Source organism: Paenibacillus sp. FSL M7-1046, from assembly GCF_038007405.1.
GTDB lineage: Bacteria > Bacillota > Bacilli > Paenibacillales > Paenibacillaceae > Paenibacillus_AQ.
The window spans coordinates 4,170,330-4,183,978 of record NZ_JBBOXB010000001.1 but is presented as its reverse complement, the minus strand read 5'-3'; the positions used below and the strand labels follow the sequence as shown (position 1 = coordinate 4,183,978).

The following is a 13,649-nucleotide window of genomic DNA, read 5'->3' as shown; positions in this document are numbered from 1 at the left end:
ACCTAAATAGTAATTTAGAGGCGATGAGTGAAACGAGTGGATCTAGGGACTGTACGCAAACTATACAACTCGTAAAAATCTAGTAAAATAAGGAATATGAGATGAAGATACGAGTTAACGGATGAAGAATGGAATACCCTTGAACCCTTGCTGCCCCCGGCCCGAAAAAAACAAAGAGGACGTTCGCCCAAGGATCGGCGCCAGATGCTGAATGCCGTGCTATTGGGTTGCTCGAACGGGAGCGGCATGGCGAGATTTACCGAGCACATATGGTCCTTGGGTCCTTGGGTCCTTGGGTCCTTGGTCTTCCGCCTATAGTTCTTTCTGGCGGTTGCAAAAAGCGAATATTTGGAATGAAATCTTGAAGCATGTCGCCATCGAACCCGATTGGGAGCAAGTGATGATCGATGCCACCATCGTCCGCGTCCATCAGCATGGAGCGGGCGCAAAAAGGGGCAGGATCGGCAAGCTATCGGGCGTTCGCGCGGAGGATTAACCACTAAAATTCATGTAATGGTGGATGCGCTTGGCTATCCATTGCGTTTCGAATTGACGCCAGGGCAAGACCAACCACAACATAGCAAAAGGGGCTGTCCCAAAAGAAGATATTCTACTGTCGGAGACAGGCCCTCTATCTTCTCAAAAGCTTAAGACTCAAAAGAGCAGCGATTCTCCCGTTATTGGAGATTCGCTGCTCTGCGTTTTTGGTCATGGGCAGCTTGTTTTAATAAATTATGGGCGAGCGAAAGCCAACCGACCTCGAGCGTCACTTTTTCGATGCCGCGAAGCAGAAAACGCCGGAAGCCCCGGTTATTCTTTAGTTGTCCAAATACACTTTCTGGTTCCGTCATTCGGCGTACGGCCAAGAGGTAACCTTCCTCGCTTTGCAGAATTTCTCGAGCCTGTTTCTGGTACCGTAACCGCTCCAGACTCACCACGACTTCCCGATTACCTGTTGCCTTCGTGCAGCGTTCTTTTAGCGGACATCCTTCACAGCTCTGGCTTCGGTAATGACGCTTCCGAATTACGTATCCGCTCTCTACGATTTCCCTGCTCTCTTTGCGGAAATGCAGCTTTTGTCCAGCTGGGCATGTCCAGCGATCCTCGGTTGCGTCGTACGTCCAGTTCTCAATTTTTCCGACATTCGCTTTCCAGGCTTTACTCTTTTCCTTGTGGTAGCTGCCGTATTTCACTACCGCATGGACCTCTCTCTTTTCCAGATAGGCATAGTTTTCTTCACTGCCGTAACCTGCATCCGCAATTACCGTCTTCGGGAGTTTTCCAAGAATCTGCCTTGCTTTTTCCATGTGCGGCTGTAAACAGCGAGTGTCAGTTGGCCTTTGGTGTAGACTGTAGGCCAAAATAAACTGGTTTTCAGTCCCGATCTGTACATTGTAACCCGGTTTCAGTTGCCCATTTCGCATGTGGTCTTCTTTCATTCGCATAAAGGTCGCATCCGGGTCTGTCTTGCTGAAGCTGTTCCGGTCACCAAGCAACGTTTGGTACTGTTCGTATTTCAGCAGCCGGGGCAGCAACTCCTTGCGTAGCTTCCGAACCGCTTTCTTTAGGGGCTTGTTTTTAGGTTTTTCTGCAAGCTGAGCTTCAAGCTTTTGCACGGCTTGTTCGAGTTTCTCACTACTCACTTCGGAACCCGTACCGAGTTCAGCGAGATCTTTGCCTTGATTCTCCTGTTCTTCCCGCGCTTCTGCCGCTTCAATGTCAACGAACAGGGCATGTACCTTTTCTTGCAGTTTGGCTTTGTATTTGCTGACGGCTTTGCCCCAAACAAAGGTGTAGCGATTGGCATTGGCTTCCATCTTGGTGCCATCCACAAAGTAATGCTCCAGAGAAACGTATTTTTCGTCAGCCAAAAACTGAAGCACGGCGGTAAATACCGTTTCGAGGACGTTCTTCATTCGCTGAGAACGGAAGCGATTAAGGGTGCGGAAGTCTGGTCGCTGCCGTCCAGCGAGCCACATGAAGAGGATGCTCTCCCGGATGGATTTGGCGATTTGGCGGGAGGAATACATTCGCTGAGTGTAGGCGTAAATGATAACTTTGGTAAGCATTTTGGGGTGATAGCTGTCACGGCCGCCGCCAGGGTAGGCCGCGTCAAAAACGGCGTCGTCCAGCCGATTAACAGTAGCATTCACGACACGAACGAGGTGATGTTCTGGAATATCTTCTTCCAGATCCATTGGCAAGCAAAGTTGGTCCATGGTATATTGAATGTACAAAGAAACCGCTCCTTTGAAATGGTTGTGTGGTAACTCCATTTTACCAAAGGACGGTTTCTTTTTCGTGTTTTTTAAAGATTTTCGTAACCATTTCCACTTAAACAGCGGAGAGGACGGACTGATTGTGGAAAAGCGGTAGCGGTCGCCTTTGTCCCCGGATTTTCACCGCTAAGGAGAATGAATAAAATCTGGGGACAACAGCGATTGGAACAACGGTCCGTTCGCGGAGCGTCCACCCAAGCGAAAACATACATCTTACTTCAAAACCAAGGGGCGTCCCAAGCAGCCATTTCATGGCTTTTGGGACAGCCCCTTAGTGAAGTGGGCCCTACAGGACTCGAACCTGTGACCAATCGGTTATGAGCCGACCGCTCTAACCAACTGAGCTTGGGGAAAGGTTAAAATAGGTTTAATTCTGTTTCTTATATATGAAGAATACTGGTTTTTTGACCAATGTGTTTAACTCTGTTTTCATTTGTTCGTTTACAAATTTGTTAGCATTATTTCTGCATACATTAATTTGCAATGCGCATCAATGCGTGTTATAATCTTAATAGGAGGTGAGAGAGAGGATGAAGAGTTATTCTTCAAGAGAGGTGTTGGCGATACTGAAAGCAAACGGATGGTACAAAGTACACACTGTTGGCGATCACTACCAATACAAACACCCGACTATAAAGGGGAAGGTTACCATAACCCATCCAGTCAAAGATGTTGCAATACATATCCTAAAGGATATAGAGAAGAAGACGGGGCTAAAGTTTTAGCCCCTCCCTTCTTCCCTTTCAATATAATATTGAGAAACGAATCTCAAAAAAAGGAAGGTGTAAGCATTGAAAAAAAGTTATACGTACCCGGCCATTTTGAACTTCACAGATAAACACATTGAAATTTCATTTCCCGATTTGGAGGAAGCTTTGTCCCAAGCTGAGAACATTGACGAGGCTGTTAGACGGGCGAATGAGGTACTGAAACTTACTATTGAAAGTCGCCTTGAGGACAAAGAATCCATTCCAGCTGCTACCCCGCTGAATGATCTTGAACTTACTGGTAGCCAGCGTACCATTATTGCAACGGCGGTCCTGAATGAAAAGATCACTTATGTTAAAAAGAATCTAACATTGCCGCAAGACCTGAGCGAAGCGGCCGAAATTGCTGGGTTGAATTTTTCTCAGGTTTTGCAACGCGCACTCCGAGAAGAACTGGAACAGAAAAGTTAAAATAGTAATACCGTTGCCTTTAAAACTGGATTAAAATATGGCATAACATTGTATTACACTATATACAACAATCGCCTGAAGATGGCCGGATTAGAACCGGCCGAAACGGACTCCTTGATTATTGGGAGTCCGTTATTTTGTTCTTAGTAAAATACATAGAATGGTTTTTGTTGTTTTAGCAAAATTGTTTTTTTTGTTTTAGAAAAGTGTTACTATCATATTGCTGAAACAGAAAGAAGGGCGGTATGAGAATTTGTCTATTTCAGGTGATCGAATTAAGAAACTTAGAGAAGCTCGAGGAATAAGCCAAATTGAGCTTGCCGATAGGATCGGAATAAATAACAGTGTTCTCTCTAGAATCTAATCTGGAAAGAGACCTGTTGAAGATACTGAAATTAATGCATTTGCAGATTTTTTTGAAGTTTCAGGAGACTATATTCTGGGACGTTCGGACAAAAAAACTTCTATTGAGACAAACATGTCCTTTTATGGTGGACCAGAAAAATACTCTCAAGCTGAAATCGAAGTAATGGAAGATGCTTTGAAGCAGTATAGAAAGAATAAAGAAAGAATGCTTAAGGAAATAGAAGACACAAAAAAATAAGCAAATCCCTCAGCCGATGAGGATAATTTAAGGAAGAATTTTATGGAAGAACCCAACGAACCCGTTTTATTACAGAAACAACAACCACGCCAAGTTACTAATGGAACAAAGATTTTTCTCATTTCAACGCTTCTTCTAATAACAGTAGCTTCTGTCACCTTTTCGATTTTCTCTTTTATGAAAAGTCGTTCTATAGAAGAAAAATTTACTGAACTATCAAACAAGTTTGAATTAGCCAATGGTGAATTTAAGACCCAAAATCAAGCTTTTCAATCACAAGATATAACAAATAAACAATTTATTAATGCGCTAGTTTTTAACGCTCTCCAACATGCTATGGAAGACGGTGTCGTTACTGATAATTTTGTAATCAATAAAATAACTTTCCGTAAGACTCTTTCAGCTATGGGTACCAGCGGATCTGATATTGACTTATCAACCCAACCATTAATTGATGCGAAGTATGAGGGGCAAGGGCATTTTGATTTAACGGATAGAGAATTAAAAGTAATGATTGAGGATTTATTGAAGGATACAGAAACTTATTTTGAATCAATTCGTGAAATTTATATAGATTACCTACCTGAATGGAAAAGCCTTTCCCATACCGTCAGCATACAAAATTACGAATTAGGTACATATTCAGATGGTGTATTCAAACTAAAGGGCGAATGAAAAATATTAAGAAAGCCAGCAATGGCTTTTATTTTTACCTCAAAATAGAACATACGTACGCATCCAGGAGGGCACATATGGATTTTCATCAATACTTTAAAACTCCACTCGAACAATGGATCGAAGAGAAGTACAAGGAGCACAACATTTTGACAGCTCAAAATCTTTAAATAGAGAAGATAGCCAAAATTTTCGAAGTAGAACTTATTTATTATGACAACAGCCCCTTTAGTGATAATGAGGAACGTGTTGTATTTTTAAACCGCCACGAAGAAAAGGTTTCTCAGCGAATGATTTTTTTTCACGAGTTATGCCACGTTATACGTCACTCAGGAGATCAACGATGGATGCCCTCACTCTTTAAAGAGGCCCAAGAATATGATGCAGATCGTTTTGCTCTCTATTCAGCCCTTCCTTTCTTTATCCTCAAATCAATTACACTTCCCGAGCGTAAGGGTGAATCAATCGGTTATATAGCACATACTTTCAGGGTGCCGTTATATTTCGCTAAAAAGAGATTTGAGCAAATTGAAGAAAGAATCACACAAAACAAACTGTTATTCGCACTAGATGCCGCAGTATCAACTTTTCTGAGCTTATTCAACCCGAAACAGATCGAGGTATATTTACTGGAAGTGATCAAGCTGAAGCCCGCATCCGAGCTCATTACGGATGTGAAGAAGACTTCGAACGCCCTCATGGATTAATAATTGAGCCACATTTAGAGTCCGACTGGAATGGTTATCTCAATGTACCAGTGAATCGAAATTATAAAACGTACGATATGCCCTGTAGCATGGCAAAAAGTATTGTTTCTGTCCTGCCCGGTGATATTACTATCTCTAATGAGCACTTAGGGAATGTGACTATTAACTTATCGCGGGTTGTATGGAGGCACGGGCATGAAATCGAGCAACTTTACTTACCAATGGAAGCAATAAACGATGCTTTGAACTTCTGAAATCATGAGGGGAGTGATGCAAACAAAATATTATTCTGATGATTAAATTTCTAAGGAGGATAATTATGAAAGGCCATGTTTATCCAAGAGGAAAAACGTACACGTATGTTTTCGATCTCCCCCCGGACACATTAACAGGTGAACGAAACCAAAAAAAACAAAAGGAGGATTCAAAACTGAGGCTTTAGCTTGGTCAGCCTGCAGAAAGGCAATGACCGATGCCGAGAAAGGATTAGATGTTAAGACAACAAACATTACCCTGGAAAAGTATCTGAACGAATATCTGGAGACTCACGCAAAGCCTAACTTCAAACCAACATCCTACGACACTGAAAAAACTATTATCGAAGCCAGAATTATTCCGGTGCTTGGTAAAGTGAAATTGCAGGCACTTACCCCACGTACCATCAAAGGCTTTTATGCTGAACTTCGGAAGAAATATTCCAAGGATTACGTGAAGAACATTCACGGTGTGCTGAAACGCGCCCTTCGGCTTGCATACACTGAATCGGGGTTACTGGCTGAAGACATCATGAGTAAGGTATCTATGCGTAGCAAGGTAAATGCAAACGAGCAGAAAGAAATACAGTTCTGGACAATTGAAGAATTCACTAAATTTCTGCAATCCTCAAAGCATCATGTTCATTACATTGCTTTTTCATTAGCGGTTTATACGGGAATGCGGCGAGGCGAAATTCTGGGGCTGCGGTGGAAAGATATCGACTTTGAAAAGAAAGAGTTGAAGGTTATTCAGACAGCAAATTGGACACGGGATGGATTGGTGATTCAGCGGCCCAAGACGAATGATTCGATTCGGCGGGTTAAGCTCTTTCAGAATATTATTGATGATCTTCAGGAACGCTATTTACAAATCGAAGCTTACAGTAAGGAATATGGAGAAGCTTACGAGGACAATGACCCTAGTGTGCTGTTATCCCTGGGGAGGTTATATTAAGCCGAAACGAATCACAGAGGGTATGGATGTTCTTGTTCGCAAAGCCGGGGTCAAGAAGATCCGGTTCCATGATCAGCGTCATACCCATGCATCATTTTTACTAGCGATTGGAATAAATCCGAAGGTTGCCGCCGAACGACTGGGCATGACTCCGGCGATGTTCAATGAGAGGTACTCACATCTATTGCCGATCATGCAGGAAGAGGCCGTTGACAGAATTGAAAATGAACTCAATAAATTCGCAGAAAAGCAGCTTGAACCTGTTGAATAAAAGACTCCGTTAGCAAATCCGTTAGCAAGCTTAAAAATATGGCCTTTCCCCACTCAAGCAAATTCGCTCCGACGAGCCTATAAATAGCAAAAACCCCTTGCTAAGCAAGGGGTTTAGTGAAGTGGGCCCTACAGGACTCGAACCTGTGACCAATCGGTTATGAGCCGACCGCTCTAACCAACTGAGCTAAGGGCCCGGATCTAAAGTATCCGTATGATATACAATGGCTGTAGGAAAATAAATTGGTTGCGGGGGCAGGATTTGAACCTGCGGCCTTCGGGTTATGAGCCCGACGAGCTACCGGGCTGCTCCACCCCGCGTCAGTAATCATATTCAAACAGCGACAATAGTTAATATACAATATACCAGGCACTAAAGTCAAGGATGATTTTGTTAATTTATTCAGGGCAGGAAACGCACCCCGTAGCGGCCCTTGCGGGAGCGATAAATTTCCACAAATCGCGGATCATGATAGCCGTAAATCCAACCGTCCTGCTCCAGCCTCTTGGCCAGGCAGCCTGCTTGAAATCTCGTCCTGAACAGCTTCGCGAAGTATATCCAGTTCATGATGCCTTCTTCTCCTTTGTTACGATAATGGATGTCTTCCTTCCCTGAAGTTATCATGCCCAGTTTTTAAAATATAAGCCGCCGAATACGGTATCCGCCAATAAAAAAACAGCAAGGCCCTCACCTTGCAGTGAGGGCCTGAGAAACATTGCCGGATATAATTCTGCTACACGCCGAACGAGGCCGGATCTTTGCGCCAGGACTGCAGCAGCGCTACATCGGTGTCAGCGATTGTGCCTTGACTCAGCGCTACATCAATCAATGTGCTGTAGTTGGACAAGCTTTGCAGCGGCACACCTGCTGCTGCAAATGCCTCAGTGGCCCGGTCCAGCTCATAGCTGAAGATGGCCATCACGGCCAGCACCTCTCCTCCGGCTTCCTGTACGGCCTGCGCCGCCTTAATGGAGCTGCCGCCGGTAGAAATCAGGTCCTCGATCACAACGACCTTCTGTCCGGGAGAGATAATGCCTTCGATCTGGTTCTGCTTGCCGTGGCCTTTGGCTTTGTCACGGATATATGCCATCGGCAGATCCAGCTTGTCGGCCACCCAGGCCGCATGCGGAATACCCGCAGTTGCAGTGCCCGCAATCACTTCAGCGTCCGGGTAGCTGGCTCTGATCAGCTCTGCGAAGCCAGCGGCAATGTAGCCGCGAACTGCCGGAACGGACATGGTCAGGCGATTGTCGCAATAGATCGGCGACTTGATGCCGGAGGTCCAGGTAAAAGGCTCCTGCGGACGCAGCGCCACTGCGCCAATCTCCAGCAGATAGCTGGCGACTTGCTGGCTTGTATTCGATAATGTGCTCATGCTTGAGTCATCTCCTCAATAATAGATAGTGCGGCTGCGCGCGGATCCGCCGCAGCCGTAATAGGCCGGCCCACTACAAGGTAGTGGCTGCCTTGCCGGATGGCTTGTCCCGGTGTCATCACCCGGGACTGATCATCCAGGGAAGACCCTGCCGGACGAATGCCCGGGGTAACCGTGCGGAACTCCGGGCCGCATGCGGCAGTGATCGCCGCCGACTCCTGCGGTGAAGCTACCACGCCGTGCAGGCCGGCTCCAGCCGCCAGCTTGGCGTAACGCACCACGGTGTCCTCTACATTCCCGGCAATGCCAATCTCGCTGTTCATCACTGCCTGACTGGTGCTGGTGAGCTGTGTCACTGCGATAATCAGCGGCATTCTCAGCGACGGGTGCAGGCTGACCGCCTGAGCAGCCCCGTCCAGCGCTGCAGCCATCATGGCCGAGCCGCCGGAGGCGTGTACGTTGAACATATCCACACCGAGCATCGTAAGGCTCTCCGCCCCACCCCGCACCGTATTGGGGATATCATGCATTTTGACATCGACGAACACGGAATAACCGCGGGCCTTCAGTTCTCTAATGAAGTCTGGTCCGGCTGCATAGAACAGCTGCATCCCAACCTTCATGTAACAAGGAATGCCTTCCAGCTTCTCAATGAGCAACCTCGCTTGCGCTGCATCAGGATAATCCAGGGCAATCATCAGCCGCCCAGCCATTTCATCCCGTCTGGTAATTTCTCCGATATTCTCGTGTTCAAGCTGCTGTGGGTCCATCTGTTTCACGTACGGTTCAGCTCCTTTGGTCATTTATTAACGGTTACCGGGTCCCCGGGCATAGCGGAACGGTCTGCGATAACGCAAACCGTTCCAGTGGCATGCCCGAATGGGCTGCTCATACATCTATAGGTTATTGTCCGACAAAAGCTGGCATAGACTGCGACGAGAAGTTGATCGTCTGCAGCATGATCAGCAGCGCCGTTACCGTATCCAGTGAGGTCATACATACGACACCGTTCTCTACCGCTTCACGGCGGATGCGGAAGCCGTCACGCTCCGGCGTTTTGCCTTTAGTCAGCGTATTGAAGACGAAGTTGGCCTGACCACCGCGGATCAGATCAAGGATTGTCGGCTCTCCTTCATCCAGCTTGTTGACGTTCATCACGTTCAGGCCTGCCTGTTCAAGGGCTTGCGCCGTACCGCCGGTGGCAATGATTTTGTAGCCCATGGCGTGGAAGCCCTTCATCAGCTCAACTGCCTCAGCTTTGTCTTTGTCTGCTACCGTAACGATGATTGCTCCGGTTGCCGGAATTTTCATGCCTGCTCCGATCAGACCTTTATAGAGCGCTTTGGCATACAGCTTGTCGCGGCCCATGACTTCGCCGGTCGATTTCATTTCCGGTCCTAAGGTAGGCTCTACTCTGCGCAGCTTGGCAAAAGAGAACACCGGCACTTTTACCGACACATAGTCGCTTTCCGGCCAGAGGCCTTCGGTGTAGCCATCGTCTTTCAGCTTGCCGCCGAGAATGATCTTGGTAGCCAGATGAGCCATAGGAATGCCAGTTACCTTGCTCAGGAAAGGAACCGTACGCGAAGAGCGCGGATTCACTTCGATCACATATACTTCATTCTGGTAAATAACGAACTGGATGTTGACAAGGCCAATCGTTTTCAGTTCCTTGGCAATCTTGATGGTGATTTCGCTTATTTTCTGCTTCAGGCCTTCATCCAGATATTGCGGCGGGTAGACAGCGATGGAGTCACCGGAGTGGACACCCGCACGTTCTACATGCTCCATAATACCAGGGATGACTACGGTCTCCCCGTCGCAAATCGCGTCAACTTCGACCTCTTTGCCCAGCATGTAGCGGTCGATCAGCACCGGATGCTCCGGATTCACCTTCACCGCTTCAACCATGTAGCTCAGCAATTCCGCATCGTTGTAGACAATCTCCATTGCACGGCCGCCCAGTACATAGGAAGGACGTACAAGTACCGGATATCCCAGCGATTGCGCTGTTTCTACGGCTTGACTCACATCGGTTACCGTCTTGCCTTTAGGTTGTGCAATATTCAGTCGGGCCAAAAGCGCTTCGAATTTCTTGCGGTTTTCAGCTTCGTCGATGCTTTCCAGACTGGTGCCGAGAATATTTACACCGGCTGCAGCCAGCGGCGCAGCAAGGTTAATGGCAGTTTGTCCTCCGAACTGGACGATAACGCCAATCGGATTCTCCTGGGTGATGACATTCATGACATCCTCGAAGAACAACGGTTCAAAATAGAGCCGGTCCGAGGTGTTGAAGTCGGTCGATACCGTTTCAGGGTTGTTGTTGATGATTACAGCTTCATAGCCGGCTTTCTGGATCGCCCAGACCGCATGTACGGTACTATAATCGAATTCAATTCCCTGACCGATCCGGATAGGTCCGGACCCGAGCACGATAACCTTCTGCTTGTCGGAATGGATAACCTCATTCTCCGTCTCATAAGTGGAGTAGTAGTAAGGTGTGGAGGCTTCGAATTCAGCCGCACATGTATCTACCATTTTGAAGACTGGAGTTAGTCCCTGCGCAAGGCGCATTGCTCGAACATCCACTTCCTTCGTCTGAGCTCCGCCCGGACGTCCTTCCGCCCGGATCTCGGCAATTGCCCGGTCAGTGAACCCTTTGCGTTTCGCTTGATACAAGGTTTCGGCACTCAGCGTCTCTTCGCTGCGCAGCACATCCTCGAAGTTCACCAGGCCTTCAATCTTGGACAGGAACCACCAATCAATGCTGGTGATATCCTGAATCTCCTGCAGGCCATAGCCGCGGCGGAACGCTTCCGCGATCAGGAACAGCCGCTCGTCATCCGCTTTGGCGAGACGACCCCGCAGCACGCTGTCTTCCAGCTGCTCTGCGCCCGGCAGGCGGAAACGGTGGACACCGATTTCCAGGGAACGGACTGCTTTATGAATCGACTCTTCAAAGGTACGGCCAATCGCCATGACTTCACCGGTTGCTTTCATCTGCGTGCCCAGTTTACGGTTCGCCGATGTGAACTTGTCAAACGGCCAACGCGGAATTTTGCTGACGATATAGTCCAGTGTCGGCTCGAAGCAGGCGTATGTCTGTCCTGTAACCGGGTTAACGATTTCATCCAGAGTGTAGCCGAGAGCGATTTTGGCTGCCATTTTGGCAATCGGGTAACCGGTCGCCTTCGACGCCAGCGCCGAGGAGCGGCTGACCCGGGGATTTACTTCAATTACATAATATTGATAGCTTTGCGGATCAAGTGCGAACTGCACGTTGCAGCCGCCTTCGATATTCAGCGCGCGGATGATCTTGAGTGACGCGCTGCGCAGCATTTGGTATTCGCGGTCGGACAACGTCTGGCTTGGTGCCACAACGATACTGTCGCCTGTATGTACGCCGACAGGATCAAAGTTCTCCATATTGCAGACAACGATACAGTTGTCGTTCGCGTCCCGCATAACCTCATATTCAACTTCCTTCATGCCGGCGATGCTCTTCTCCACCAGACATTGACCGATCGGGCTGTAACGGATACCCGCTTTGACGGTTTCACGCAGCTCTTCCTCGTTGTCGCAAATGCCGCCGCCGGTTCCACCGAGCGTATAGGCTGGACGAACGATTAGCGGGTAGCCGATTCCTGCGGCAAAACCCATCGCTTCTTCCACAGTCGTGATAATTGTGCTCTCCGGTACCGGCTGATCCAGCTCGCGCATCAGCTCACGGAACAAATCACGGTCTTCTGCCTTCTCGATGGATTCCAGCTGTGTGCCCAGCAGCTTCACGTTCTCCGACTGCAGCACACCTGCGCGGGCCAGTTCAACGGCCATGTTCAGGCCGGTCTGTCCGCCCAGTGTCGGCAGCAGGCCATCCGGGCGTTCCTGGCGGATAATCGCCGTAACAAACTCAAGTGTAATCGGCTCGATGTATACCTTGTCGGCCATATTGGTATCGGTCATGATCGTGGCCGGGTTGCTGTTGATCAGCACAACCTCCACGCCTTCTTCTTTGAGCGCCTGGCAGGCCTGTGTTCCTGCGTAGTCAAACTCGGCAGCCTGGCCGATGACAATCGGGCCGGAGCCGATGACGAGAATCTTTTTAAGTTTATCGTTTTTTGGCATGTTATAGAGCTCCTTTCACGGCTTCAAGCTGTGCTTTGGGTTGTGGTGCCGTGATTCTGGCATTTGCGGCAAGCTGGGCCTGGCGTGAGCCTGCTGGCGTCTTCGCTTTGTGATCAGCAATCATTTGCAGGAAACGGTCGAACAAATAGCTGCTGTCATGCGGTCCCGGCGCCGCTTCCGGATGGTATTGCACCGAAAATGCGGGGTAGCGGGTATGTTTGAGTCCTTCGACTGTCTTGTCATTGTTGTTGATATGCGTAACCTCAAGCTCGGTATTGACAACTGAATCCTCGTTTACTGTGTAGCCATGGTTCTGCGAGGTAATGAAGCAGCGTCCGCTCTCCAGTTCCTTAACCGGGTGGTTCCCGCCGCGGTGGCCGAATTTCAGCTTCTCTGTGTCGGCGCCGCAAGCCAGGGCGAACAATTGGTGACCCAGGCAGATGCCGAAGATCGGGTATTCGCCGAGCAGCTCGGAGATCGTGTTGACGGCATACGGCACGTCTTTAGGGTCCCCAGGGCCGTTGGAGAGCTGAATGCCATCCGGGTTCAGGCGGCGGATCTCATCTGCAGTCACATCATGCGGCACGACTACAACATCACAGCCGCGGCTGTTCAGTTCGCGCAGGATACCGGTCTTCGCGCCGTAATCGACCAGCACGATCCGTTCTTTGTTCCCAGGGCTGCTGTACGTTTTGGTTGTAGATGTCCGGGCTACCTGATTGCGCATCTCCTCAATGGTCGTGTCGCCCATCATTTCCATGAGTTCTTCCACACGTTTGTTGGAAGTGGTTAGAATGGCCTTCATCGTGCCGTGGTGGCGGATAATGCGGGTCAGCATCCGCGTGTCGATCTCGCTGATTCCGGGAATGCCATATTCCTTCAGCAGGTCATCCACGCTGTATTCGGCGCGCCAGTTGCTTGGCACTTCCTCATGGCGGCGTACAACAAAACCGTGTACAAAAGGACGCACAGATTCGAAATCATCACGGGTAATGCCGTAATTTCCGATCAGCGGATAAGTCATTGTGACGATTTGACCGCAGTACGAAGGGTCCGACAGCACCTCCTGATATCCCGTAATTCCTGTGTTAAATACAACCTCGCCCGTCTTTTCGCCTTCAGCACCAAATGCGGTGCCTGTAAACAGCGTTCCGTCCTGTAGCAGCAATCTCGCCTGCATTCCCATCCACTCCTTCTTGTTTCTGTAGTCTGATTCTATGCCTTGC

15 protein-coding genes, 3 tRNA genes and 1 pseudogene are annotated in these 13,649 nt (G+C 48.5%); 10 read left to right on the top strand and 9 right to left on the bottom strand.

Translation table 11 applies throughout. The features are described from left to right. Nucleotides 1-126: 126 nt before the first annotated feature. Nucleotides 127-318, top strand: a pseudogene (locus NYE29_RS34610) (hypothetical protein); the annotation flags it as partial. A gap of 43 nt (nucleotides 319-361) precedes the next feature. Next, nucleotides 362-496: a hypothetical protein gene (locus NYE29_RS18385; protein ID WP_340896987.1), complete on the top strand. Its 135-nt coding sequence runs from the start codon at nucleotides 362-364 to the stop codon at nucleotides 494-496. A gap of 181 nt (nucleotides 497-677) precedes the next feature. Here NYE29_RS18385 and NYE29_RS18380 read toward each other — a convergent pair whose 3' ends face one another. Continuing rightward, entirely contained in the window at nucleotides 678-2,237 is a 1,560-nt protein-coding gene (locus NYE29_RS18380; protein WP_340899758.1) for an IS1182 family transposase, read from the bottom strand. A gap of 322 nt (nucleotides 2,238-2,559) precedes the next feature. Further along, nucleotides 2,560-2,625: transfer RNA gene (locus NYE29_RS18375), tRNA-Met, on the bottom strand. A 184-nt stretch (nucleotides 2,626-2,809) separates the two neighbouring features. On the opposite strand from NYE29_RS18375, the gene NYE29_RS18370 reads away from it, so the two are divergent. The 8 genes from NYE29_RS18370 (at nucleotide 2,810) to NYE29_RS18335 (ending at nucleotide 6,923) form a co-directional block, all read left to right on the top strand. Beyond that, on the top strand, nucleotides 2,810-3,004 hold the full coding sequence (locus NYE29_RS18370) for a type II toxin-antitoxin system HicA family toxin (RefSeq protein WP_340896986.1): 195 nt from the start codon (nucleotides 2,810-2,812) through the stop codon (nucleotides 3,002-3,004). A gap of 66 nt (nucleotides 3,005-3,070) precedes the next feature. Then, the gene (locus NYE29_RS18365; protein WP_340896985.1) at nucleotides 3,071-3,457 is read left to right on the top strand and encodes a type II toxin-antitoxin system HicB family antitoxin; all 387 of its coding nucleotides are present in this window, start codon (nucleotides 3,071-3,073) and stop codon (nucleotides 3,455-3,457) included. Between the two features lie 220 nt (nucleotides 3,458-3,677). Next, nucleotides 3,678-3,821 carry a helix-turn-helix domain-containing protein gene (locus NYE29_RS18360; RefSeq protein ID WP_340896984.1) on the top strand — a complete coding sequence of 48 codons (144 nt, stop codon included), beginning with the start codon at nucleotides 3,678-3,680 and terminating at the stop codon, nucleotides 3,819-3,821. A 114-nt stretch (nucleotides 3,822-3,935) separates the two neighbouring features. Further along, entirely contained in the window at nucleotides 3,936-4,061 is a 126-nt protein-coding gene (locus NYE29_RS18355; protein ID WP_340896983.1) for a hypothetical protein, read from the top strand. A 42-nt stretch (nucleotides 4,062-4,103) separates the two neighbouring features. Further along, nucleotides 4,104-4,736: a hypothetical protein gene (locus tag NYE29_RS18350; RefSeq protein WP_340896982.1), complete on the top strand. Its 633-nt coding sequence runs from the start codon at nucleotides 4,104-4,106 to the stop codon at nucleotides 4,734-4,736. A gap of 170 nt (nucleotides 4,737-4,906) precedes the next feature. Next, on the top strand, nucleotides 4,907-5,443 hold the full coding sequence (locus NYE29_RS18345; RefSeq protein WP_340899757.1) for an ImmA/IrrE family metallo-endopeptidase: 537 nt from the start codon (nucleotides 4,907-4,909) through the stop codon (nucleotides 5,441-5,443). Between the two features lie 465 nt (nucleotides 5,444-5,908). Further along, nucleotides 5,909-6,652, top strand: a complete 744-nt coding sequence (locus NYE29_RS18340) for a tyrosine-type recombinase/integrase (RefSeq protein ID WP_340896981.1) — start codon at nucleotides 5,909-5,911, stop codon at nucleotides 6,650-6,652. 22 nt (nucleotides 6,653-6,674) lie between these two features. Next, nucleotides 6,675-6,923 (top strand): hypothetical protein, encoded by a 249-nt coding sequence (locus NYE29_RS18335; RefSeq protein WP_340896980.1) that lies wholly within the window; start codon nucleotides 6,675-6,677, stop codon nucleotides 6,921-6,923. 122 nt (nucleotides 6,924-7,045) lie between these two features. Here NYE29_RS18335 and NYE29_RS18330 read toward each other — a convergent pair. The 7 genes from NYE29_RS18330 to carA form a co-directional block, all read right to left on the bottom strand. Then, nucleotides 7,046-7,119: transfer RNA gene (locus NYE29_RS18330), tRNA-Ile, on the bottom strand. A 47-nt stretch (nucleotides 7,120-7,166) separates the two neighbouring features. Continuing rightward, a tRNA-Met gene (locus tag NYE29_RS18325) sits at nucleotides 7,167-7,243 on the bottom strand. An 82-nt stretch (nucleotides 7,244-7,325) separates the two neighbouring features. Continuing rightward, on the bottom strand, nucleotides 7,326-7,490 hold the full coding sequence (locus NYE29_RS18320) for a hypothetical protein (RefSeq protein ID WP_019909365.1): 165 nt from the start codon (nucleotides 7,488-7,490) through the stop codon (nucleotides 7,326-7,328). 166 nt (nucleotides 7,491-7,656) lie between these two features. Next, nucleotides 7,657-8,298 carry an orotate phosphoribosyltransferase gene (gene pyrE, locus NYE29_RS18315; protein ID WP_340896979.1) on the bottom strand — a complete coding sequence of 214 codons (642 nt, stop codon included), beginning with the start codon at nucleotides 8,296-8,298 and terminating at the stop codon, nucleotides 7,657-7,659. Next, nucleotides 8,295-9,068 (bottom strand): orotidine-5'-phosphate decarboxylase, encoded by a 774-nt coding sequence (gene pyrF / locus NYE29_RS18310; RefSeq protein WP_340899756.1) that lies wholly within the window; start codon nucleotides 9,066-9,068, stop codon nucleotides 8,295-8,297. Before pyrF ends, pyrE begins: the two co-directional genes overlap by 4 nt. 133 nt (nucleotides 9,069-9,201) lie before the next feature. Beyond that, the gene (gene carB / locus NYE29_RS18305) at nucleotides 9,202-12,423 is read right to left on the bottom strand and encodes a carbamoyl-phosphate synthase large subunit (RefSeq protein ID WP_076109062.1); all 3,222 of its coding nucleotides are present in this window, start codon (nucleotides 12,421-12,423) and stop codon (nucleotides 9,202-9,204) included. Between the two features lies 1 nt (nucleotide 12,424). Further along, on the bottom strand, nucleotides 12,425-13,603 hold the full coding sequence (gene carA / locus NYE29_RS18300) for a glutamine-hydrolyzing carbamoyl-phosphate synthase small subunit (RefSeq protein ID WP_340896978.1): 1,179 nt from the start codon (nucleotides 13,601-13,603) through the stop codon (nucleotides 12,425-12,427). Nucleotides 13,604-13,649 lie beyond the last annotated feature (46 nt).

What these genes read in the sequence shown, in the direction of transcription:
- pyrF (WP_340899756.1), bottom strand. Translation starts at nt 9,068, where the DNA reads ATGGACCCACAGCAGCTTGAACACGAGAATATCGGAGAAATTACCAGA.
- NYE29_RS18370 (WP_340896986.1), top strand. Translation starts at nt 2,810, where the DNA reads ATGAAGAGTTATTCTTCAAGAGAGGTGTTGGCGATACTGAAAGCAAAC.
- NYE29_RS18355 (WP_340896983.1), top strand. Translation starts at nt 3,936, where the DNA reads ATGTCCTTTTATGGTGGACCAGAAAAATACTCTCAAGCTGAAATCGAA.
- NYE29_RS18340 (WP_340896981.1), top strand. Translation starts at nt 5,909, where the DNA reads ATGACCGATGCCGAGAAAGGATTAGATGTTAAGACAACAAACATTACC.
- NYE29_RS18320 (WP_019909365.1), bottom strand. Translation starts at nt 7,490, where the DNA reads ATGAACTGGATATACTTCGCGAAGCTGTTCAGGACGAGATTTCAAGCA.
- NYE29_RS18350 (WP_340896982.1), top strand. Translation starts at nt 4,104, where the DNA reads ATGGAAGAACCCAACGAACCCGTTTTATTACAGAAACAACAACCACGC.
- carA (WP_340896978.1), bottom strand. Translation starts at nt 13,603, where the DNA reads ATGCAGGCGAGATTGCTGCTACAGGACGGAACGCTGTTTACAGGCACC.
- NYE29_RS18335 (WP_340896980.1), top strand. Translation starts at nt 6,675, where the DNA reads ATGGATGTTCTTGTTCGCAAAGCCGGGGTCAAGAAGATCCGGTTCCAT.
- carB (WP_076109062.1), bottom strand. Translation starts at nt 12,423, where the DNA reads ATGCCAAAAAACGATAAACTTAAAAAGATTCTCGTCATCGGCTCCGGC.
- pyrE (WP_340896979.1), bottom strand. Translation starts at nt 8,298, where the DNA reads ATGAGCACATTATCGAATACAAGCCAGCAAGTCGCCAGCTATCTGCTG.